General features: G+C 66.0%; 14 protein-coding genes. 6 read left to right on the top strand and 8 right to left on the bottom strand.

Translation table 11 applies throughout. From position 1 onward, the window contains the following. Positions 1 to 4 precede the first annotated feature (4 nt). Positions 5 to 5,830, top strand: coding sequence for a hypothetical protein (locus tag NLR35_RS03175; RefSeq protein ID WP_257165087.1), 5,826 nt, complete (start codon positions 5 to 7; stop codon positions 5,828 to 5,830). Between the two features lie 197 nt (positions 5,831 to 6,027). Here the strand turns inward: NLR35_RS03175 and NLR35_RS03170 are convergent, their stop codons facing one another. Next, on the bottom strand, positions 6,028 to 6,663 hold the full coding sequence (locus NLR35_RS03170) for a DsbA family protein (protein ID WP_257165086.1): 636 nt from the start codon (positions 6,661 to 6,663) through the stop codon (positions 6,028 to 6,030). Then, complete coding sequence (locus NLR35_RS03165; protein WP_257165085.1) at positions 6,660 to 8,759, bottom strand: protein-disulfide reductase DsbD; 2,100 nt, start codon at positions 8,757 to 8,759, stop codon at positions 6,660 to 6,662. The genes NLR35_RS03170 and NLR35_RS03165 overlap by 4 nt, the downstream gene beginning before the upstream one ends. Positions 8,760 to 9,742: 983 nt before the next feature. On the opposite strand from NLR35_RS03165, the gene NLR35_RS03160 reads away from it, so the two are divergent. Then, positions 9,743 to 10,618 carry a GNAT family N-acetyltransferase gene (locus NLR35_RS03160; RefSeq protein ID WP_257165084.1) on the top strand — a complete coding sequence of 292 codons (876 nt, stop codon included), beginning with the start codon at positions 9,743 to 9,745 and terminating at the stop codon, positions 10,616 to 10,618. An 80-nt stretch (positions 10,619 to 10,698) separates the two neighbouring features. Here the strand turns inward: NLR35_RS03160 and NLR35_RS03155 are convergent, their stop codons facing one another. The 5 genes from NLR35_RS03155 to NLR35_RS03135 all read right to left on the bottom strand — a co-directional run bounded on the left by NLR35_RS03155 (position 10,699) and on the right by NLR35_RS03135 (position 14,834). Continuing rightward, positions 10,699 to 12,162 (bottom strand): NAD-dependent succinate-semialdehyde dehydrogenase, encoded by a 1,464-nt coding sequence (locus tag NLR35_RS03155; RefSeq protein ID WP_257165083.1) that lies wholly within the window; start codon positions 12,160 to 12,162, stop codon positions 10,699 to 10,701. A gap of 15 nt (positions 12,163 to 12,177) precedes the next feature. Beyond that, positions 12,178 to 13,221, bottom strand: coding sequence for a tartrate dehydrogenase (locus NLR35_RS03150; protein ID WP_257165082.1), 1,044 nt, complete (start codon positions 13,219 to 13,221; stop codon positions 12,178 to 12,180). A gap of 75 nt (positions 13,222 to 13,296) precedes the next feature. Continuing rightward, entirely contained in the window at positions 13,297 to 13,653 is a 357-nt protein-coding gene (locus NLR35_RS03145) for a cupin domain-containing protein (protein ID WP_257165081.1), read from the bottom strand. A gap of 30 nt (positions 13,654 to 13,683) precedes the next feature. Beyond that, a complete protein-coding gene (locus NLR35_RS03140) occupies positions 13,684 to 14,619 on the bottom strand; it encodes a glyoxylate/hydroxypyruvate reductase A (RefSeq protein ID WP_257165080.1) in 936 nt (311 codons plus the stop codon). Next, the gene (locus NLR35_RS03135) at positions 14,616 to 14,834 is read right to left on the bottom strand and encodes a hypothetical protein (protein WP_257165079.1); all 219 of its coding nucleotides are present in this window, start codon (positions 14,832 to 14,834) and stop codon (positions 14,616 to 14,618) included. Before NLR35_RS03135 ends, NLR35_RS03140 begins: the two co-directional genes overlap by 4 nt. Positions 14,835 to 15,118: 284 nt before the next feature. Here NLR35_RS03135 and NLR35_RS03130 point away from each other — a divergent pair, with 284 nt between their 5' ends. From NLR35_RS03130 to NLR35_RS03115, 4 genes are all read left to right on the top strand, one after another. Next, the gene (locus tag NLR35_RS03130; protein ID WP_257165078.1) at positions 15,119 to 15,988 is read left to right on the top strand and encodes a GNAT family N-acetyltransferase; all 870 of its coding nucleotides are present in this window, start codon (positions 15,119 to 15,121) and stop codon (positions 15,986 to 15,988) included. A 109-nt stretch (positions 15,989 to 16,097) separates the two neighbouring features. Beyond that, complete coding sequence (locus NLR35_RS03125; protein WP_257165077.1) at positions 16,098 to 17,375, top strand: FAD-binding oxidoreductase; 1,278 nt, start codon at positions 16,098 to 16,100, stop codon at positions 17,373 to 17,375. Further along, a complete protein-coding gene (locus tag NLR35_RS03120; RefSeq protein ID WP_257165076.1) occupies positions 17,372 to 18,829 on the top strand; it encodes an aldehyde dehydrogenase family protein in 1,458 nt (485 codons plus the stop codon). The genes NLR35_RS03125 and NLR35_RS03120 overlap by 4 nt, the downstream gene beginning before the upstream one ends. Before the next feature lie 768 nt (positions 18,830 to 19,597). Next, positions 19,598 to 21,400 (top strand): hypothetical protein, encoded by a 1,803-nt coding sequence (locus NLR35_RS03115; RefSeq protein WP_257165075.1) that lies wholly within the window; start codon positions 19,598 to 19,600, stop codon positions 21,398 to 21,400. 99 nt (positions 21,401 to 21,499) lie between these two features. Here the strand turns inward: NLR35_RS03115 and NLR35_RS03110 are convergent, their stop codons facing one another. Next, on the bottom strand, positions 21,500 to 22,531 hold the full coding sequence (locus NLR35_RS03110) for an ABC transporter permease (protein WP_257165074.1): 1,032 nt from the start codon (positions 22,529 to 22,531) through the stop codon (positions 21,500 to 21,502). Positions 22,532 to 22,539: the final 8 nt, after the last annotated feature.

Below are 22,539 nucleotides of genomic sequence, written 5' to 3'. Positions count from 1 at the left end.
TGCCATGAAATTCGTTCTGTTTTGCGATGTCTTGCGCGCGCCGGGCGAACGGGCCCGGCCGACCATCGGGCTCAGGCTGTCGGGCGCGGCGGTCAGGCCGTCGGCCGGGGAATCCGACGGCGACTTCAATACCAAGGTCCAAGCGCTGTTCGACGGCGTGCGCGGCAGGGATGTGCCGAAGCCGGGCGAAGCCGGGTTCGAACATTATCTCGATGATCTCGCGCGCGGCGCCGGCCCGTTGTTTCCATGGCTCGGCGGCCGATTGGAGTTCTCGCTTCAATGGGCCAGCGCGCCGGCGCGCCAGGCTCCGCAGCCGGGCGCCATCGACCCGACCGGATTTGGGGTGACGCCGGTCGCGCTTCCGGCCGACGGCAATCCCGCGCACAAGGCCAACTTCGAACTCTCCGAGGCCAGCCTGAATGCGCTGCTCTACACTGCGCTCAAGGACCTCGCCTCGGACACCGCGCCCAGGCATACGGATCACTACAACAATGTCGAACCGTTCAAGCTGATCGGCTGGAACGAGGGGCAGGGCGGTCGTCAAGAGATCGAGGAGATCGGCGATGCAGGCTCCAACTTTCGTTATGAAGCTTTCTTTGCAGGACTGGCGTCGCTGCCGGCTCCGCTTCCGCATGGACGGCTCAATCTCGTCCGCTTCGTCAGGCTGGATACGATCAAGCCCGCTCCGGCGGGGCAGACCACGCTGCTGATCGCAGCGCCGCGTTTCCAGCCGCGGGCCGCAACGAGCGTGCTCGAGCCCGCATTTGGAGATGCCGCCCATCCCACCGTCCAATGGAATCTCGTCGGCCCCAATCTGGTGGCCAGCATTCCCTACACGGCTCCCTTCGGCGGCCACGAGATCGAAGTCCTCTGCCGCGCGCTCGATGTCGGCGAGGACCTGACCCGCAACGCCAGCTTCCTCGATCGTGAGACGCTGTGGGTCAAGCGAAGCCACGGCGCTGGCGCGACCGACAGCCGCGACGGCATCGGGTTCGAAGACTGGCTGGCCCGGCTGCCGGAGCAGCTCGCTGATGTGTTCGACCTGCCGCGGCTGGTGCTGCAAGCGGTCGAAGATGACGCGAAGTCGCCAGGCACGCCGCTGACGGCCGCGCTCTCCGTTCCTTCTCGTCCGGACGGTGCAACGCGGCTGGTCGAATCCGTGTTGATGGCCTTGCGCGACACGGTGGGACCCGGTTGTGTCGCCACCGCGTCCGCGGTCCTGACAGGCCCGAACGGCTCGCCCGCGCACCTTGCAATTCTGGATCGTGTGAACAGGATCATCGGCGAAAGTCGCCCGGGGTCCGAGCTGAATGCGCAGGAACTGCGTGCGCTCGCTGACCGTGTCGAGCGCGACGACCGGGCATTTCGCGATGCGTTTCGCAACGGAGCCGGCGACCCGCAGCGGGCGGTCTGGCTTGATGGGCTGGCGAAAATCGCCGGCTCCAGTCTGAATCTGCCCGCGGGGGCTGGCTTCGTCACGGAGCTGGCGGCCCGCGTTGCCGTCGCCCCGGATGCGAAAGGGGCGTTCGATCCCGCGCCGCTCCGCCGCGCGGTCGACGCCCTGACCACTCCAGCCGCCGCCGCAGCACTGCAGATCGAAATCTGGCGCCGCTCGGCGCCGGCCGATGCGCGTCACGGCGCCTGGCTGTCGGCCGCGGAAGCGGCATTCCCGTTGCTGTTCGACCGGGGCTTCCGTCTCGTCGAGATCCTGAGGAAGGCGAACATCGATCTGGCCTGGACGTCGTCCGACGGCATCTGGAAGAAGGCGAGTGACCCTGACATCCGCGATACGGAGGCCCTGGCCGGCTCGGAGAGCCATCCCGGCAACATTCGTCAGGCCATCACGAGCTATTTGTATGGAACGCTCTGCGAAAGCGACGGCAGTCCGACGACGCTGGAGCGGATCTATCAGGATGATCACGGCCGCGTCGGCCGGATGCTCGCTTCCGCGCGTGACGTGCTCGCGCATGCCGTCGATGCTGCGGCCCGCACGCGCATGCTGGGCTGGTTCAAGCAGCCGGACAAGGAGGGCACCGATACCCTTCTCACGGGGGATCTCGCGCCTGACGCGCACGGCGTGATGCTGCAGATCGACCGGCTCGTCGTCGGGGCCGGAGACACACCGGACTTCAACGAGGACCTCGCCGGCTATGGTGTGCTGATGCGACGGAGCAGACCGGCCGACGCCTGGTGCTGTCTGACGGCCTGCTTCGCCGAGCTTGCCCCGGAGTCCGATGGGCCGGTGCCGGCCACCTTCGTGTCGGCGCCGCGCACGGTGATGGGAGCGCTGCCGGTGTCCTACACGAGCCGGATGCCGCAGGTCATCGTGACCTATGACAACCGGCCGATCGTTGGCGACGGCCAGGCCGATGTTCAGACCGAGGGGCAAGCGGAGGACGATCCGCAGCCGCGCATCGCGCGTCTGGTCCAACCGCGCGTCCAGGACAATCCTCCGGCCGAAACCCTGCTGCCGTTCCTGGCCTATGGCGCCACCTTCGACATCGCTCCGTTCGGCATCTCCAACCAGGGAGCCTTCCCGGTCGAGATCAGACGCGATGATTTTCCTGCTCTGCTCGATCCGGCAAAGCTGACGGACGATCTGTTTGCGGCCAATGCCGACATCGTGCGCCGCTTCTCCTATCTGCGCCGAACCGGCATCGGATCGCTGCGCATCGCACCGGCGTTCGCGCCCGCCCAGCGGTCCGGCACGTTGTTTCATCCGATGGTGCCGCCGCGCGAGACCAAGCTCGTCGCCGACGACATCATGGTGCCGCCGCAGGCGATCGAGCCGTGGGCGCCGCCCGGTGCCGTGCGCGCCTTGAAGATGAAGACCGCATTGCTGCTGAGCGACGCCAATGGCGATGCGCTGGTGGTCAAGCCGGACAATGCTTGCGGTGAATTGCGGCTGCGGGTCGAAGCACCCGTAACCACGCTGGAGGATTTCGACCGCTGGATCGCCTTCGACGAGGCGGTGCTTTCCGAAGCCGACAAGACGGCGCTGCGGCAGTTTCGCAAGGGGCTGCGCACGTTCCATTTCGAGCAGACCGCGGCGCTGCACGATCGCGAGGTGGCCCTGCGCAAAGCCGTCGAGACGCGCGATGGCGTGGCCGAGGCGTGGCTGCGCGCCGAAGTGGACGCGATCAAGGCGACGCTCGATCTGCAGGACCCGTCGGTCGGCGTCCTGGCCGTCTCCGTCACGCGGGTGCGGCGCGACGGCGCGCTTGCTCCCGACGCCGTCGGCCGCCACGCGCCGGAATTGTTCGCTTGGCAATGGACATGGAAGCCTGGTCTGGATCCGACACGTCCTTTCGCCAGTGCGCGGCCGCCGATCGACCTCATATGCAAAGTCAGCAAGGACAGGACCAAGCCGCTGTTCGATGCGGCGACGAAAACGGTCTGGAGCGCCCCGGGCGACATCGTCATCGTGCGGCTGTTCGCCGGCGTCGATGATGCGTTGTTCGTGGAGAATGTCGCGCCGGCCGGCCGGCGCCGGTTTGACGATTGCGTCCGCCGTGTCTCTCTCGGAGCAGGTGACAAGGACGCCGTCGTGACCGCAGCCGATGGCACGCGCTATCGCCTGTTTTCGACCTATGCGTTCGCGGTGGAGGCTGCCTCGCCCGGACTGCCGGCTGACATCGAGATTGCCGCAGCCGTCAGCGGCAGCATCGTCGATGGCGCGCCGAGCGCCGCGGACGAAAGTCCTGGCGATATTCGTCTCCATTTCCGGCGCATGCCGTCAGTGGCTTCTGATGCGATCGGCAGCCTCATGGTCGGTTCGCAGGCCTGGCGTTGGACGGGCCGCCCATTGTCGCCGTTCCCGTTCGACAAGACCGAGAACCTCAACGTCTTCCCCGTGCAGGATCCGCAAGATCCCCTGTCCGTTTCGCCGCCATCGGCTGCGGAATCGGCGCTGCTGTGGGACATGGAAGGCTTCGCCGAGCGCCTCGACGAGACGCTCGACGACGAGATGGCCGTGCTGCCGGTGAGCGAGCAGATCGACTCGAACGTGACGCCGCCGGCGAGCACACCGCGCGCAACACGGATCGCGTTGCGTACCCCGAACCGCAGCGAGATTGCGCGCTACATGCGTTTCCGCGTGACTGCCGTGAACCGATATGCGTCCGCCTATCAGGCCGCTCGCCAGAAGAACGTCGGCACGTGCGCAGCGCGGTGGACAAGCGCGAGCGGCAAATGGGAGACGCCTTGGTTTCGCATCGTCCGGCCTGCTGCAATCCCTGATGTGATTCCGAAGCCCGGCCTCCGTGCCCTGATTCCGCTCACGCGCGCCCTGCGGAACGGCGAGGTTTCGCCGGTGGCCGGGGTCCTCGCGGTGATCGATGGTGCCTGGTTCGAACACGCCGGTCCTGCCGAGTGGCTGCTTGCCGGAGTCGAGACGGCCTACCGCAAGACGTCGATCATCCCGGGATCTCCGGCCGGAGCCGTTGCCGCGGAGATGGGGCCCGACCCGCTCGTCCGCACCTACGGCCTGGGACAGGCGCCAGGACGGACACCGACGAGCGCTGCTGAGCTTCGCTCGGCGGTTCCGCTCGCCGTGACCGGACCGCTCGGACATTCCTTCGATTCAGGGACGACGACGGGATTGTTTCTCAACAGCTCCTTCATCGTGCCGGCGCCAGTCCTGGCGGCCGACGATCCGGCCGCGTGGTGGATGGGAAAGCTTGCGTTCCGCCGTCTCATCGTGGCCGAAGGTACGCGCGGCTATTGGCGCACGAGCAAGAACAACAAAGCCTCATCCAACACGGCGCAGATCGGCGCGACGATCCATTCCATCGCGGCGACGGCAACGCCTGCCTCCCTGAAGCTCCGGGCGACGGGCACGTTGTCCTGGGGCGCGCTCAACGCCGATGCCACTACCGCGATCGAGGCCAGCCGGACGGATCGCGGCTGGAGAATCACCGTCGAGAATTCGACGCCTCACGCCAAGGACAGCTTCGACATCACCACAACGAGCATGGACCTCAGGCTCATCGCCGTGCGCCGGGTTGCCCGCATTCCCTCCGGACCGGAGCAATACGTCTGGTACGAGCTGCTGCTGTTGGTGAAGCCCCGTAACCAGCCGTGGCAACTCGCGTGGCAGACACAATGGTTCAACGACATGAAGCTGGCGCAGGTCGGTGACCCCGCCAAAGCCGAACTTGCGTTCGCTTTCGTCACCGAGGCCCGCACCAACGTGACCTGCGGGGACCCGCTGATCACGACGATCCCGCAGGTGTCGTATGCCACCGAGGGACGATGGACGCAGTTTCTGCCCAACATGCAAACGCTCGCGCGTTCTGCCAAGGTCGACCTCGGGGCGCTTGCGTTGTCGGTCGACGCACGCGCGAACGAGCGGCTCCGTCTGACGGCTGGGGGGCAGCCCTTCGCATGGCTCCCGACCAATGCGCTGAAGACCAAACGGGGACAAGACGACCAGGGACTATTCAATCTGCTGCTGGTGACCAAGCGGATAACCAGCGTCTCCGACAGCAACGAAGAGGCTTATGTCGGCCTGTATCACTCGGCCGCCGGCTATGATCCGGCCGAGCAGGCTGTCGTTCTGACCTGGTTCGAACGTGGCACACCGCGCGCGCTCGCCGGCAGGCCGGATCTGATCGGCCGGATCCTGACCGTCCGCGCCGGAAGCCCTTCGGTGTCCGATGCGCAGATTGCGGAATGGCAGAACGATCCCTGGAAAGCGTTCTTTCCTCAAGAGAGCAGCCTGGAGCAAGCCGATCCGACAATGGTGTTTGGCGAAACCAGGCCGCCCGACGCGTCCGTCCAGATCGTGGAGATCTACTCCCCCATCGTTTCGCGAGCCATCTCAAGCTAAACCTGATCCGACGAAGAGCCTTGCCAGTTTCTGCGAGGACGGGCGTCATGACGATGAGGATCGACATTCGGCGCGGTGCCGGGCGCGCTGTAGGCGGGCCGGCAGGACATTCGCACGATGCCGGTGGCCCGGTCGCTTGGGCGGCCGGTCCGATTGCGGCTGAACCGAACCACCGACACATCTTTCGATGACGGTCGTCACTTCCGCGCGGCCTTCCGCGCATCCGCGATCGCCTGCTTGAACGCCTGGGCGTTCGGCGCACCGGGGACGCGGAAGCGGCCGATGATGAAGGCGGGGGTGCCCTGGAAGCCGAGACCCAGGGCCTGCTCGTGGTTGCGGGCGAGGACGGCGTCGATCTCGCTGGCTTTGGCTTCGAGATCGGCCTTGGCGCGCGCGAGGTCGATCCCGGCGGCAGAGAGCGCGGCGTCGACCTTGGCTTCGGACAACTTCTCATGGAGCGAGATCAGCGCCTCGTGGGCTTCGGCGAACTTGTCCTGGTATTTTGCTGCCAGCGTGAGGCGCGCGGCATAGATCGAGGGGCCGCCGAAGATCGGCCAGTCCTTGAAGACGAGGCGAACGTGACCGTCATCGCGCACGACCTTGGCGAGCTCCGGGCTGATCTTGCGGCAATATGGACATTGATAGTCGAAATACTCGACGATCGTGATGTCGCCATCGGCATTGCCGAGAACGGGAATGGCGGGATCGCGCAGGATGCGTGCCTCACTCAGGATATCGCCATAGTCGTCCTCGGCGCGTGCCTGAAGCGGCAGCAGGGCGGTTGCGAGCAGCAGCAGCATCGCAAGCGATGCGGCAAAGGTGTTCCTGGTCATGTCTTGTCGTTCTCCGGTTGGGGGATGGTGGATGCGGTGTTGATCGCGTCGAGCACGATCTGCGGGGTCAGGAGCTCAGGCAGCACGATGCCGTTTGGAGCGCCTGGTCCGAACACGACGTTGAACGGCAGGCCGTAGCGATCGAAGGATTTCAGATAGCTCGCGATCGCATCGCTGGGTGAGGTCCAGTCCGCCCTGACTGCGATGACATCCGACGCAAGGCGGCTGCGCACGGCCGCACTGTCGATCACGAATGTCTCGTTGACCTTGCAGGTGACGCACCAGCTGGCGCCGATATCGACAAACACGGTGTGGCCGCTGCGGACCTCGGCCGCGATGTCGGCGGGCGCCAATGGCTGCCAGTGGATTGCGGCGCTTCGGCCCGTGCCGCCCGGCTGCGTCACATGCGTTGCAGCGATCAGCGCCAGCCCGATCGGGACGGCGAGACCTGCGCCAGCGAGCGCTCGCCGCAACGGCAAACGCAGCGCGGCCAGGATGAGCCCGGTCACGAGCAGCGCGGCGGCGAGCACGGTGGCCGTTGCACTGCCGCTGATGTCCGCGAGCACGGTCAGCAGCCACAGTGCAGTTGCGATCATCGCGAGCGCCGCCACCGAGCGCAGCTTCAGCATCCAGCGGCCCGGCCGCGGGAAGAGTCTGGCAAGACGTGGTGCCGCTGCCAGTAACAGATAGGGCGCCGCCATTCCCAGCCCGAGAGTCGCGAACACCACCGGGATCTGCGGCACAGCCTGCGACAGCGCAAACGCGACGGCCGTGCCGACGAACGGCGCCGAGCAGGGCGTTGCCAGCAGCGTCATGACGAAGCCGTTGATCGCGTGCCCCGCGATCGTCCGCCGGCCCGTCGCGCTGCCGAGGCGTCCGGCGATCCACCAGGGCAGATTGATCTCGAACAGACCGAGGAGGTTGGCGCCGAACGCGGCGAGAACGAGGATCATGGCGATGAGGAAAGCGGGCTGCTGAAACTGCAAGCCCCAGCCGACCTGCGCGCCCGCCGCCTTCAGGGCGGAGAGGACGATGGCGAGTGTCACGAACGAGGCGACGATGCCCGCCGCCGTCGCGAGGAAGGCCGAACGCGGCGAGGGCGCTTGGGCCGGATCGTGCTCGATCAACGAGACGAGCTTCAGCGACATCACCGGAAACACGCAGGGCATGAAGTTGAGGATGAAGCCGCCGAGCAGCGCCACCGCGAGGATGGTCCAGATCGATGCCGCCCCGGTGCGCTGTGCTGCCGCTCCCGGTTGGGCGACACCATCGGCCTCGACCGGGAGCGTTGCTTCGATCGATCGGTCGCCATCGACGAGCGTCACTCGTAACCGCTGGCGCGGGCCGGCCTGATCGAGACCTTGCAACGGCACGGAGATTGTTACTTCGCCATTCGAGATGCTGCTCACCTGGGCACGGCCGCCGGACACAGCGTCGCTGCCGTCGATGAACACGTCGGGCGCGCGCAGCGGCGGCGTTGCCCGGGCATCGAGCCGCAATTGCGGCTTGGGCTGGCGGTCGATGCGAAGAGCAGAGATGGAGAGCCCAACAGCAGTCGCGCGGGGCACGCTCTGCAGCCATTCGTCGATCAGCGCCTGGTCGTTGGGCTGCCGCGATACGGCCGGAATGTCGGCTTCGAGCCGGGTCTCCTGCTGCGTGCAGATGATCGAACAGACGAACAGGACGGCCTTCAGCCTGAGATGCGCAGGCGCCGCTGCATCCCGAAGCTGCACGCGCAACGGAAACAGCACATGCTCGTCATAGCCGAACGTGTCGATGTCCTGCTCGCTGAAGCGCCGCGGCGCCGGCCATTCGACGGTCACGTCGGCGATATTGCGCGACCTGCTCCAGTCGAATTCGGGCGGCGCGCCGGCCTCGCCGGGGGAGCGCCAATAGGTGTGCCAGCCGGCGCCGAGCCTGACATCCAGCCCTGCCCATGCCGTGGCCGCGCCGCCGTCCGCCCGCGCGACGTCGCCGACCAGCAGGCGCGTATCCACGTTCGGCTGAGGCCGCGACGCACCGGCGGCAGCCGCTGTCGTCGCAAGATGAAGCACGCCCAGCAACAGGCCGAGGCGCCCAAGATGACGGATGGACATGTTGAACTCCCTGCGCGGTCGCGCATGTCGCCGATGGCCGCGCTGCGCAGCCGGCGCAAGGTGCCCGACAAAGGCACTTGAGCCGATCCGCTCCGCGCGATCGATAATGGATGTTCGTTCGCCCACGCCGTAGCGTTACGGCAGCGCGGGACAGGACGAGAGGATGATCAGGATCGGCGGCAGGGAGGACGGTAGGGCGAGGACGCGTGACATTGCGTGGTCAGCGCATCGTCCTGGGGACGCCACGACAGGGTCCGCGAGACAGCCAGTGGCTGTGCCGTTGTACCGTCATCTGCCGGCAGGGCGCCGAGGCTCGCCGCTGCGAACGGACAGATGTTGATGGTGCCGGGGAGGACTGCTTTCCTGCAGGGCTTAGGCGCCGGTGTCTTAGTAGGCGACCATTGTTGCGCGCGGACGCCCGTGTCAGCCGATGCGGCCGTATCGAACGTTCCGAGCAGAGGAACCAGGCTCATGACCAGCGCGATCAGCGCCGCAATCAGGCGGCGTGTCGGCTCGGGCATCTTAAGACCAGGGCGCCTCATCTTGGATCATCGTCTCCAGGAAGGACTGGTCGCGCAAACCGCCCGCTCCTGACAACTGACATCTTCGTGACGCAGCAATCCTGCGACGCAGCCCGTCGACAGCCTGATCCGGAGAGATGGGCAACTGCGACCTCGAGGGGCTCGGCGATGATCACAACGCGGCGGAGGACGTCTTCGTATGATCCGCTGATCACCGTGGGCGGCCGGCAGACGACGTTGTCTGTCCCAGAATTGCAGCGGAGCGGCGACGTTGCGACCCGCAGGGGAGGTATGCTATCGCGTCCGCGCACATTGCCGCCATATCATCTAAACTGCCTGCGAAAACCTGGTGAAGGAAGCAAAACCGGACAACTGATGCCTGTTGTTGTTCGGATGTTTTGTAGCTGTCGCGTCGGGGTCTTTCCTGGCTCTATTCTTCAAAGGCGATGAGGGAATCTGACGGTGCAAGACTCCGTGCGCCTGAAATCGTTCGAGCTGTTTCCGCAGGACATCGCGAGCGTCGATGTCGAACTGCTTCACGCGCTCACCATCAGCGTCGGTTGGCCGCACCGTCCGAACGACTTGGAGCTCATGCGCCGAGCGGGCAAGGGCATCGTGGCGGTCGACGGCATTGGGCGTGTCTTCGGCAGCGCGATGTGGTTTCCTCACGGAGATGATTTCGCCACGGTCGGCCTGGTGATCACGGTGCCGCGCACGCAGGCGCAGGGCAATGGTCGCTGGCTGATGGACCACGTCTTCTCTCAATGCGGGGCCCGGCGCCTCAGTCTCAACGCCACCAAGGCGGCCTATGCCCTCTATCTCTCCCTGGGCTTTACCAAGGAGGCAATCGTTCAGCTCTACGATGGCGAGGTCTCGTGGAGTGGAGCGTCTCTCCCGCCGGTGGATGGCCGTCTCGAGCAACTGTCCGCGGAGGCGATCCGCGAGATCATGCCGCTCGATCGGGCTGCATTCGGGGTGGATCGTGAGCGTCTTCTGACACTTTTGGCCGAGGTTTCGCGCGTGTGCGTGCTCCGGCGTCGCGGCGAGATCGTCGGCTACTCGATGTGCCGCGAGTTCGGCCGAGGGCATGTGATCGGACCGATCGTCTCGTTCAATGACGAGGATGTCATCCATCTTGCGGCGGTTCACATGGAAGCGCTGAGGGGACGGTTCGTTCGGGTGGATACGCGCTCGCAAGGCGTTTTCGCGGAATTCCTCACCCGCAGCGGGCTCGTCGCGGGCGAAGCTGTCACCACGATGTGGAAGGGACGCCCGTTCCTGAACGAAGTTGCGGGCCATCCAATCGTCTACGGCTTGGCCGGGCACTCCTTCAACTGAGCCGTGCGCCGTCATCACGCTCACCGCGGCGCGGCCGGGGGCACTCAGTTCAGGATACGCTCCAGGATACGAACGCCGCCTCAGGCGCTCGGCCTGATGCCTGCGATGTGGAATGTCTTCACTTCGAGATATTCGTCGATGCCCAGATAGGACCCCTCGCGTCCGACACCTGACTGCTTGACGCCGCCGAAGGGGGCGACCTCGGTGGAGATGGCTCCGGTGTTGAGACCGACCATTCCGAATTCAAGCGCTTCGCCGACGCGCCAGGCGCGCGAAAGTCCCTCGGTGTAGAAATAGGCGGCGAGGCCGAAGGGCGTGCCGTTGGCGATCGCGATCGCCTCGTCCTCCGTGCGAAACCGGAAGAGCGGTGCGACGGGTCCGAACGTCTCCTCGGACGCAAGCAGCATGTCGGTGGTTGCTTCTCCGATCACGACTGGACGCGCATATTGAATGCCGGGTGGGATGTCGGCGCTTTCCGCAAGGATGCGGCCTCCCTTCGCCTTGGCGTCGGCGACATGCCGCTCGATTTTCGCGATCGCCGCGCGATTGATCATCGGGCCGATGGTCACGCCGTCCTCGGTGCCGGGGCCGACCTTCATGGCCTTTACACGGCTCGCGAGCCGTTCGGCGAAGGCGTCGTACACACCTGCCTGCACGAGGATGCGATTGGCGCACACGCAGGTCTGGCCGCCGTTTCGGAATTTCGAGGCGACGACCCCTTCCACCGCGAGGTCGAGGTCGGCGTCGTCGAACACGATGAAGGGCGCGTTGCCGCCGAGCTCGAGGCTCAGCCGCTTGATGCTGTCGGCCGCGCCGCGCATCAGGAGCGCGCCAACGCGGGTCGATCCCGTGAACGAGATCTTGCGCACCATCTCGCTCGCCAGCAGCGCTTTGCCGATCCCCGTCGGCATCCCCGTCACGACGTTGACGACGCCGGCCGGAATGCCGGCGCGTTCGGCAAGCACGCCCAGTGCGAGGGCCGAGTAGGGCGTGAACTCCGACGGCTTGATCACCACGGTGCACCCTGCCGCGAGCGCGGGCGCGACCTTGCGGGTGATCATCGCGTTCGGGAAGTTCCAGGGCGTGATGATGCCGCAGACGCCGACCGCCTCCTTCAGCACGACGATGCGGCGATCGGGCGTGGGCGAGGGGATCGTCGTGCCGCCGATGCGCCGCGCTTCCTCAGCAAACCATTTCACGAAGCTGGCGCCGTAGCGGATCTCGGCCCGCGCCTCCGCCAGCGGCTTTCCCTGCTCGGCGGTGAGGATGCGCGCCAGGTCCTCTTCGTGCTGAAGCATCAGCGCGTACCAGGCCTCGAGGAGGGCGGCGCGCTCGGCATGGGTCTTCCGTTTCCAGGGCGCGAAGGCGCGACTGGCGGCGTCGATCGCGGCGCGCGTTTCGGCCTCGCCCATGTCAGGCACGGTCCCGACCGCGGCCTGCGTGGCGGGATCCTGCACCTCCAAGGTCGCCCCCGAGGCTGCGTCCCGCCAACGCCCGTCGATCAGGCCCTGGAAGCGTAATAGGCCAGTGTCGTTCAATTGCATCGTCCCATGTCCCTGCTAGCCGAGCGCCGTCAGAACGGCAGTGGCGATGGCATCCGTCTTGTCATGACCGGGTTGTGCGCCGATGCCGCGGGCCGTTGTGGCCTCGATCGCTCGCATCACGTCGGCGGCGGCCTCTCGCTCGCCGAGGTGCTCCAGCATCATCGCGCCTGACCAGATGGTGGCGATCGGATTGGCGGTGCCAAGGTGGGCGATATCCGGCGCCGAGCCGTGCACCGGCTCGAACATCGAAGGCGCGGTTCGCTCGGGATTGATGTTGGCGGAGGCGGCGAAGCCGAGCCCGCCCTGGATGGCGGCGCCGAGATCGGTGAGAATATCTCCGAAGAGGTTGGAGGCGACGACCACGTCGAGCGTGTCCGGTGCGATGACCATGCGGGCCGCCATCGCATCGATGTGGTAGGGCGTGACCTCGACGTCCTTGTACTCCTGCGCGATCGCGCGGGTCACCTCGTCCCAGAACACCATCGAGTGCTTCTGGGCGTTGGACTTGGTGACCGACGCGAGCCGTCCGCCTCTCGCCCTGGCCTGTTCGAAGCCAAAGCGCAGGATGCGCTCGACGCCGCGCCGGGTGAAGATCCCGGTCTCCACCGCCACCTCGTCGGGCGTGCCGACATGCACCCGGCCTCCGGCGCCGGCATATTCGCCTTCCGTGTTCTCGCGAATACAGAGGATGTCGAAGCTCGTGGCGCGCAGCGGGCCCTGCACGCCCGGCAGCAGTCGGTGCGGGCGGATGTTGGCATATTGAGTGAAGGCCTTGCGGATCGGCAGGAGCAGTCCGTGCAAAGACACTGCGTCAGGCACCTCGGCGGGCCATCCCACCGCACCAAGCAAGACGGCGTCGAAGCGGCGCAGGGTCTCGATGCCGTCAAGGGGCATCATCGCGCCTGTCTCGCGATAGAAGGCACACGACCAGGGGAAGCGCGTAGCAGCCAGCGCGAAGCCGCGCAGCGACGCCGCGCGCGCCAGCACGCTCCAGGCTGCGTCGATGACGGCCGGGCCGATGCCGTCGCCGGGGACGAGGGCGATGGTGTAGGACTTCATGGGCTTTCTCAGGGAATTTGTAGCTGAAGGCGTGCACGGGCTGGCGGAGCGGATGACGCCGCTCGCCGGCATCGGTCACTCGTAGACGCAGACATAGATCTTCCGGACTGTCTCGATGGTGCGCCAGATGCCGACGAAGCCCGGCTTCATCACGAAGCTGTCGCCTGCGCGGAAGGTGAAAGTGTCGCCGCCGGTCTCCTGGATCTCGATCAGTCCCGACAGGATATGGCAGAACTCGAAGGTGGTCCCTTTGATCGAGTGCGTTTCGCCTGGCGTCGCTTCCCAGATCCCGGTCTTGATCATCTCGCCGCGCGAGTCATCCTGAGCCCAGGTCTTGAACTCAGGTGAGCCGGAGATCAGTCGCTCGGGCAGGGGGAGTCCGTCCTTGGGCGTGAATGTCGGATTGGTATCGATGGGGATGAGAAGCGACATGCGTGACTCCGCGTGCGGTGAATGAGGGTTTCAGTACCCGCGCGCACGATCGACCAGGCCGATCATGGGCTGGCCGGCGCGATGGCGGCGGATGTTGTCGATCACGGCGCGGGCGGCCGTGTGAGGCTGGGTGACGCTCGCGACGTGCGGCGTGATCATCACTTTGGGGTGGCGCCACAGCGGGTGATCGGACGGTAGCGGTTCGGGATCGGTGACGTCGAGCACGGCTGCCGACAGCAGCCCCGCATCGAGCGCTGCCAGCAGCGCGGGCGTATCGAGCTGCGGACCACGTCCCACCTGCACCAGGGCAGCCCCGCGAGGCAGGCAGGCGAACAGCTCGGCATTGAGAAATCCGCGCGTCTCGTCCGTCAGCGGCAGCAGGCACACGAGGATGTCGGTCCGCGCAAGAAAGCCCGCCAATTGCGCCGCGCCGTGAAAGGATGCGACGCCCTCGATCGTTCGGGGCGAGCGACTCCAGCCGGCCAAGGCAAAGCCGAAGGGCTTGAGGCGCTCCATCGCCGCCTGCGCCAGGATGCCGAGGCCCAGGAAGCCAACGCGTCGCTCGCTCGCCTGGAGCGCCGGCAAGGCGCGCCAGATCCCTTGGCTCTGCTGCGCGGCATAGGCCGGCCAGTCGCGATGCAACGTCAACACCGACAGCGCGACGTATTCCTGCATCATCCGTACGATGCCGTCCTCGACCATGCGCACCACGGAGATTCCACCCGCAAGGCCCGCGCGGTCGAACTGGTCGACGCCCGCGCCGATGGAGAACACGACCTCCAATCGCCGGTAGCGATCGAGATCCGCCGGAATCTTCCAGGTGATGAGGTAGCGCACGTCGTCGGGATCGACGGTTGCCGCATCGTCCGCGAAGATGATGTCGGCAAGATCTCGTGCGAAGGCCTGGCGGAACACGGCCGCGCGTTCGGCGCTCGAATTGAACAGGAAAACCGGCCGGCTGCTCATGCGCGAAGACTTTCACCGGCCGTGAGGAGCGCCGCGAGGCGCTCGCTGCGCGTGATGGATGGGGCGGGACGATCGGTGACGGCGACGTCGCCCGGCCCATGGACGATGGCGCCATAGCATCGGCGGTCGTCCGCGAGCCACGCGGTGGTGAGTGTGCCCGGCCTGCCGGCGGCGGACGGAAGCGCGACCAGTCTCGTCAGGATCTCCTCCATCATCGCGCCTCCGTTTGAGATGGCGATCAAAGTAGAGAAACGGCCTGGCTGTTCGCTCCGTAGATTGAGGGATTTCGGAAGATAATATCGAAAACGGTCCGGTCTGCAGTCGAACCTTCTGTCGGTCCCGGATCACCCTGCACGCCGTGAAGCACCGATAGTTCGACCTTGGATGAGGGGGCGAACGCATCTCCCATCACCAACAGACCGATGGGAGGGCGCTTCCGCGATGTCTTCCGAATTGCTTGAGACCTCATTGAGATGCCTGACAGCAGCATGACAGCAGCATGACAACCGCAGACTTCGGAGATCGAGCGACCGCAGCGGACGACGTCTCGCTCGTCGCGTTCTCCGCCCGCCATCTTCCCGGCGCCCTGAGATTGTCACAGGACATGCGCTGGCCTTACCGGATCGAGGACTGGGCATTCGCCCTGCAGCTCGGTGAGGGATTCGTTCTGGAGCGCGACGGCGAGGTCATCGCAACCGCCGCATGGTTCCCCTATGGCGAGGACTGCGCCACCATGGGCATGATCATCGTCTCCGGCGCGGCTCAGGGGCGTGGCTACGGCGCCAGGCTGATGGACAGGCTGTTGGCGGCTGCGGGCTCGCGAACCGTTCTGCTGAACTCCACTCCGGAAGGCCAGCTTCTCTATACCCGGCGCGGTTTCCGGCCGGCCGGCACGATCTATCAGCACCAGGGCACTTCTGCCGGCCGCTTCGAGGCGCTTCCTCTTGATCTCGTGCGCCCGCTGTCGCCGTCCGACATTGAAGCGGTTGCGCGTCTCGACGCCGAGGCGACAGGCTTGCAGCGGCGTCCGCTGCTCGACCGCCTCCTGGAGGTTGGTGACGCACACGTCCTGCTGCGGCAGGGCGGCGTCGCGGGCTACGCCATCTCGCGCCCGTTCGGCCGCGGGCACGTGGTCGGCCCCGTCATTGCGCCGACAGCCGATGACGCGCGCCGTCTGATCGAGGCGGCGCTGTCGCGGCTGGGAGGCCGATTTGTGCGGATCGATACGGCGGCTGATACCGGCCTGTCCCCCTGGCTCGAGTCGATCGGCCTGTCCAGGGTCAGCGATGCGCTCACCATGGTTCGGGGCACGATGCCGCCGAGCGGGCCGTCTCGGGTCTTCGCGCTCTCGAACCAGTCGCTCAATTAGGAGAACCGGCATGCTGCACGCCGCGCCTGTGAGCCTCGAAGGTCTGTCCACGGATAGTTGCTCCCGGAGAAGCACCTCCTCTCCCTTTCTCCTTCGCGCCCGGTGACAGATGAAGCTCACATCCTACTGGCTGGACACCTCCGAACCGTTTTCGGGCGGTGCCAAAGGTCCGATCGAAGGCACTTACGATGTCGCGGTGATCGGCGGTGGTCTCACGGGCTCCTCGGCGGCGCTGGCGCTCGCCAAGAAGGGCGCACGCGTCATCATGCTCGAGGCAGAGACGATCGGGCACGCCGCCTCGGGCCGCAACGGCGCGATGTGCAACAACGGCTTCGCCCAGGACTATGGCGTGATGTCCGACAAGCTCGGGCGTGAGACCGCCGACAGGCTCTACCGCGCCTTCGACGCCGGCGTGGACATGGTCGAGCGACTCGTCGCCGAAGAGGGCATTGACTGCAGCTTCGCCCGCGTCGGCAAGATCAAGCTCGCCGCCAAGCCCGAGCATTACGACAAGCTGGCGCGCGGACAGGAGCTGCTGGCCGCTCACGTCGATCCCGACACCCACATGGTGCGCCGCGAGGATCTCGCGTCGGAGATCGGGTCGGACCGCTACTACGGCGGCCTCGTCTATCGCCAGAGTGCGGCCATGCATGTCGGGCGGTTCGTTCGAGGCCTCGCGGAAGCTGCCGCACGCCGCGGCGTGGCCATTCACGAGCGCACGCCGATGACCGGCCTGACGGCCGCGCCCGGCGGCGGCCACCTCGTGAGTTCACCGAAGGGGCGTCTCACAGCCCGGCAGGTTCTCCTCGCCAGTGGGATCTCTCAGGTGGGTCCCCTCGGCTGGATACGTCGGCGCATCGTGCCGGTCGGCGCGTTCCTGATCGTCACCGAGCCGTTGTCCGTGGACCTTCTCGACAGGTTGATCCCGCGCCGGCGCAATGCGGTCGATACCAAGAACCTCGTCAACTACTTCCGCACGACGCCCGACAATCGCCTGCTGTTCGGCGGCCGGGCGCGCTTTGCCGTGTCCAATCCGGCCTCGGACGAGAAGAGCGGCGCGATCCTGCGCGCCGCTCTTCACGATGTTTATCCGGAGCTGTGCAACACGCGCATCGACTATTGCTGGGGCGGCATGGTCGACATGACGCGCGACCGCCTGCCGCGCGCCGGCGAACGCAACGGCATCTACTACTCCATGGGCTACAGCGGCCACGGCACACAGATGTCGACGCTGATGGGGACGATCATGGCCGAGGTCATGGATGGCCGCGCCGCGTTGAATCCCTGGAAGGACTTCGCCTGGCCCGCCATTCCCGGCCATTTTGGCAGGCCGTGGTTCCTGCCTCTCGTCGGCGCCTACTACCGCATCAAGGATCGCCTTCAATGAGCAACCCCATCCGGCATCTGACGCAGGCTGGCCACCTTGGTTCGTTCTTCATCGACGGCGGCTGGTGCAAGCCGGATGGCAGGGAGCATGCTCCAATCATCAACCCCGCGACAGAAGACGCGGTGGCCGCCCTGCCGCTGGGCAGCGAGGCAGATGTCGAGTACGCCGTGAACGCCGCGCGTCGCGCCTTTCCCGGCTGGGCGAGGACGCGCCCCGAGGAGCGCGCCGCTCTTCTGACCCGCATCCACGCTTTGATCCTCGAACGCCAGGAGCTGTTCGCGCAGGCACTGACGTGCGAGATGGGGGCTGCCATCACCTACGCGCGTCAAGCGCAGGTTCCGCTGGCGGCCGAACATGTCCGCGCCGCGCGTGACAATCTCGCGCGCTTTCCGTTCATCACCGCACGCGGCAGCACCGCGATCATGCGCGAGGCCGTCGGCGTCTGCGCCCTCATCACGCCGTGGAATTGGCCGCTCTATCAGGTCACGGCCAAGGTCGCCCCGGCACTCGCCGCCGGCTGCACGATGGTGTTGAAGCCGAGCGAATTGTCGCCGCTGAGCGCCTTGCTGTTTGCCGCGGTGATCGACGATGCCGGCGTTCCGCCCGGCGTCTTCAATCTCGTCCACGGGACCGGCCCGACCGTGGGCGCGGCGCTGGCCGCGCATCCCGAGGTCGACATGATCTCGATCACCGGCTCGACCCGGGCGGGGGTTCTCGTCGCCCAGGCTGCCGCGCCCACCGTGAAGCGCGTGGCCCAGGAGCTTGGTGGCAAGTCGCCCAACATCATCTTGCCGGATGCCGATCTGCGCCGGGCTGTCTCGCTTGGAGTCGGCGCCGCGTTCCGCAATCTCGGCCAATCCTGTAGCGCGCCGACGCGCATGCTCGTCCTGCGCTCACAATTGGAAGAGGTCGAGCGGCTGGCAGCGGCCGCCGCGTCCGAGCTGGTGGTCGGCGATCCGCTTGCTGATAGGACCACCCATGGTCCGATCGCCAACCGCCCGCAGTTCGAGCGCGTCCAGACCATGATTGGCGTCGGCCTCGAGGAGGGCGCCAAGCTGGTCATCGGTGGGCTGGGGCGGCCCGACGGTCTCGCGGTCGGGCTCTATGCGCGACCGACGGTGTTCTCGAACGTCCATCGCGACATGCGGATCGCGCAGGAGGAGATCTTCGGCCCGGTGCTGTCGATCATCCCCTACGACACGGTGGAGGAGGCGGTCGATATCGCGAACGACACCGTCTATGGCCTCGGCGCCCATGTCCAAGGCAAGGACCGGCAGACGATGCAGATCGTCGCCGCGCAGATCCGGTCCGGCCAGGTTCATCTCGGCTATCCCGATTGGGACCCCAACGCACCGTTCGGCGGCTACAAGCGTTCCGGCAACGGCCGGGAATACGGCCCCGAGGGTATCGAAGAATATCTCGAGACCAAAGCCATCCTCGGCTTCTATCGATGATTGCCGACGCAGAACATCATGCGCGGCCGGACGCCAAACGTTGCGGTGACGAACTCGATTGGTGATGGCTCCTGTGACTGCTCCCCGCATGCATCAAACGGGTGCAGCTGGAAGTCGTTTCGAGCAAACGGCGCGGAGAACGGTGATGCGGCGCTCGACGCCCGACATGGCGACTGTAGCTGAGGGCGCCTGCCGTCAGGCAAACGCGAATGACCAGGAGGCTGGAGGCGCGGGCTTTGTAGCCACCGGCCGGCAAATACGCTTTGGCGCCGATCGCGACGTCGGGCTTCCTCATTCATATTGCGTTAGGCGTTTGTTCGTAGCTTTGCAGGCAGAGTGTGTTTCGGATTGGGATTCGGAGCGGGCCGGTCGATCAGGCTTGGATCGGTCGTTTCCGTGAGGGACGGCTTCCTCGTGGTCGGGCGTGAGGGATAGCCGGGTCGCGAGCACCGCGGGCTCCGGCAGGGACGACCGCAGCTTGCTGGCCATGACAAGTAACGAGGCGAGATCTCGCTTGGCGCCCATCTGCTTCGAACTTGCGGTCCGTCGCCGCCGAGTGCGCATTGCGGCTCGCGAGCTGCGGCCATCGTTGAGCGCAGTGAGGGCAGGGCGGTGCTTGCCGGCCTCGCATGGAGACGGGCAGATTGAGCAGCCTAGGCGACCGCGGAGCTGTCGTCCCGAAGCAGGCACGATCCGGCGGCCGTGTCGTTGGTCGTCCGGCTGAATTTGGCCGTCATTCCCGTTCGTCTTGATCTTTGAGTGCAGGCCATGTCAGACCTCGTTTCAGCTTCAAGTCTCTTCCCCAGAGAGCGGCGCAAGGAAAGTGCGGTCGTCCTGATGGCCGTGCTGGGATTGACGCTCGTGATCTCGGCCGGAATTCTTTCGATCAAGACCGGCGTCTTCGATGCGATGTCGACCGATGATCTGATGCGGCTGGTCGAAGTTCGCGATTGGATGAACGGCCAGGCCTGGTCCGATCTCCATCAGTACCGGCTCGGCTCGCCCGGCATCCTGATGCATTGGTCGCGGCTGGTGGATCTTCCTCTCGCCGGATCCATGTTGCTGCTCAAGCCTTTGATCGGAGCGTCCGCCGCCGAGGTGGTGACGCTGTATGTCTGGCCGCTGCTGCTGCTTGCCATCGCGGTCGCCCTGGCTGCGGCCGTCGCGCGGCAGATGACCGATGGTGCGGTCGTGTCGATGATCGCGGCAGCCGTTCTGGCTCTGCTGGCGACACCCGCCCTCGTTCATTTTCGCCCCGGCGCCATCGATCATCACAATGCGCAGATCGTTCTGGTGCTGGCGATGCTGCTGTTCGCAGTCCAGCTCGAACGCAGCGCGACCAAGGCGGCCGCTGCGGGGATTGCAGCGTCAGTCTCGCTGGCCGTTGGTGTCGAGATGTTGCCCGCGATCGCGGCCACGGGAGTTGCGGTGGCCGGGCTTTTCATCTGGCGAGGAGCGCCCGTCGCCCGTCAGGTTTCAGCGTTCGCGGCGGCGTTCGCTGCATCGTCCCTGGGTCTAGCGCTCGTTCTGCTTCCTCCGGGGGGGCTGGCGTCGCCAGTGGTGGATGCGCTCGGTGGCCCACTCCTGGTTCTGGCTGTCGGCGGCGGCGCGGGCTTGCTCCTCATGGTCGGAATCGATCGCTACCGCTCTGGTTTTGGGCTGCGTATCGTCGGCGCGATCGGAATTGCCGTCGTCCTGGTCGGAGCCTTCGTCTGGTTGTTCCCCGAAGCGCTGGCGGCGCCTTACGCGACGCTCGATCCGCTCGTCACATCATTATGGCTCGAGAGGGTGCAGGAGACGGTCTCGCTTAGGACGATGCTCCGGATCGGGCCGGAGGATGTCCCCGGATTCTACGCTCTTCCGGCGATTGCGTGGGTCCTCGCTGTAGTCGCATTTGTCCGCACGAAGCCGAGCGAGCGATTCCGTTGGGCGCTCGCCATTGTGATGCTCGCGTCGTTGATCGCAGTCAGTGCCTGGGAAATGCGCGGCGCGGCGGCGGCGGCGATGGTCGCCGCCCCGATCTTTGCTGCGGCCGCGGCCGTCGTCTGGAGGTCGCTCGCCGTCGGCAGCAATCTCGTGCTGCTGTCGTTCGTTGTCTCGCCAGCAATGTTCGCAATTCTGGGGAACTCGGCGAAGCCGCTGATCGACCGGTTCGTCGCGCCGTCTCCTGTCGCGTTCACCTCGGAGGCGTCGAGTTGTCGGAGTGTCTCTGACGCTGCTCCCATGAAGCAGCTTCCCAAGGGGCGAGTGATGGCCCTGGTCGATCTCGGTCCGGCGATATTGGTCGACACGGACCATAGCGTCTTCGCTGGGCCGTATCATCGCAACAATGACGGCAACCTCGCCATGCTCAAGCTCATGCTTGCGTCAGGTCCCATGGCCCATCAGATGCTCCGGGAGCAACATGTCGACTATGTCGTGATCTGCCGGACAGCTCCAAACCGCGACATCATCGAACGCGCTCCGGAGGGACTGGAAGCAAAATTGGTTCAGGGCGACGCGCCCGACTTTTTGGATCCGATCAAGCTCGGGTCGGCATCCAAGATCGCGGTGTGGCGCGTGCGGGAGTGACAGCGTGAATCGGGCCCGTGCGGCCGCCGGGCTCATCTCGCTGAATGAACCGAAACGCCGGCCGGGACCGAGATCGTTACAGCCCAATTCGATGGCGCTTCAGTCCGCAGCCTTCGCGCGCAGCCTCTGTGCGTAGACGTTGATCACCAGCGCCGCGAGCAGGATGAGGCCGCGGATCAGGATCTTCAGGAAACTGTCGATGTTGACGTGGTCGAGGCCGTTGTTGAGCACGCCGAGCACGAACAGGCCGACAATGGTGTTGCCGATGCCGCCGCGGCCTCCGAACAGGCTGGTGCCGCCGACCACGACGGCGGCGATGGAGTCGAGCAGGTAGGTGTCGAACTCGTTCTGCTGCGCGCTGCCGAAATGCGCCACGCCGAGCATGCCGCCGATCCCCGAGCAGACGGCAGAGATCACCATCACGCTGCCCAGGATCAGCTTGACGTTCAGGCCGGAATATTCCGCCGCCTCGCGGTTTCCACCGACCATGTAGACGTAGCGACCGAACCGCGTGTAGGTCAGCACGAGATGCCCAAGCAGCAGCATCAGCGCGGCGACGATCACGATCCAGGGGATGCCTGCGATCGAGCCTGAGCCGAGTGTCGTGATAACAGGCGGGACCTTATAGGCGATCTGGCCGCGCACCAGCATCGCCGAGATGCCGGCGGCAATCTGCATCATCGCGAGTGTCATGATGAAGGAGGGGATGCCGATCACGGTCAGGCCGAAGGCGTTGACCACGCCGAGCAGGGCGCATAGCGCCAGCGCGAGCAGGATCGCGGCAAAGCCGGGCATCGGGACGTTGGCGATGTTGACGTAGGACTCCTGCAGCGTGAAGTAGGCCACCGCGATGCCGGTGACGTTGGCGATCGCGGCGATCGACAGGTCGATCTCGGCGCACAAGATCACGAAGGTCAACCCGACGGCGATGATGCCGGTCACCGAGACCTGGGTGAGGATGTTGCCGACGTTGTCGATCGTGGCGAACGACGGCGAGGCGATCGCGAAAAACGCCGTGAGGAAGATCAAGGTCAGGAACGGCGCGATGTTGCGCATCTGCGACCGCAGCAGCGAGGCGATGCCGCCCGCGCGTTGCGCCTCCGGCATCGGAACGGTGTCGCCATGCGCCATGGAAGTCT

The organism is Bradyrhizobium sp. SRS-191 (assembly GCF_024586915.1).
Taxonomy (GTDB): domain Bacteria; phylum Pseudomonadota; class Alphaproteobacteria; order Rhizobiales; family Xanthobacteraceae; genus Bradyrhizobium.
Note: the sequence above shows the minus strand (reverse complement) of the source record. Positions and strands in the feature narration are given on the sequence as shown.

Bases quoted from the DNA above. Each gene is read 5' to 3' on its own strand.
- NLR35_RS03150 (WP_257165082.1), bottom strand. From the start codon at position 13,221: ATGAAGTCCTACACCATCGCCCTCGTCCCCGGCGACGGCATCGGCCCG.
- NLR35_RS03110 (WP_257165074.1), bottom strand. From the start codon at position 22,531: ATGGCGCATGGCGACACCGTTCCGATGCCGGAGGCGCAACGCGCGGGC.
- NLR35_RS03175 (WP_257165087.1), top strand. From the start codon at position 5: ATGAAATTCGTTCTGTTTTGCGATGTCTTGCGCGCGCCGGGCGAACGG.
- NLR35_RS03125 (WP_257165077.1), top strand. From the start codon at position 16,098: ATGAAGCTCACATCCTACTGGCTGGACACCTCCGAACCGTTTTCGGGC.
- NLR35_RS03135 (WP_257165079.1), bottom strand. From the start codon at position 14,834: ATGATGGAGGAGATCCTGACGAGACTGGTCGCGCTTCCGTCCGCCGCC.
- NLR35_RS03115 (WP_257165075.1), top strand. From the start codon at position 19,598: ATGTCAGACCTCGTTTCAGCTTCAAGTCTCTTCCCCAGAGAGCGGCGC.
- NLR35_RS03120 (WP_257165076.1), top strand. From the start codon at position 17,372: ATGAGCAACCCCATCCGGCATCTGACGCAGGCTGGCCACCTTGGTTCG.
- NLR35_RS03170 (WP_257165086.1), bottom strand. From the start codon at position 6,663: ATGACCAGGAACACCTTTGCCGCATCGCTTGCGATGCTGCTGCTGCTC.
- NLR35_RS03145 (WP_257165081.1), bottom strand. From the start codon at position 13,653: ATGTCGCTTCTCATCCCCATCGATACCAATCCGACATTCACGCCCAAG.
- NLR35_RS03130 (WP_257165078.1), top strand. From the start codon at position 15,119: ATGACAACCGCAGACTTCGGAGATCGAGCGACCGCAGCGGACGACGTC.
- NLR35_RS03165 (WP_257165085.1), bottom strand. From the start codon at position 8,759: ATGTCCATCCGTCATCTTGGGCGCCTCGGCCTGTTGCTGGGCGTGCTT.
- NLR35_RS03155 (WP_257165083.1), bottom strand. From the start codon at position 12,162: ATGCAATTGAACGACACTGGCCTATTACGCTTCCAGGGCCTGATCGAC.
- NLR35_RS03140 (WP_257165080.1), bottom strand. From the start codon at position 14,619: ATGAGCAGCCGGCCGGTTTTCCTGTTCAATTCGAGCGCCGAACGCGCG.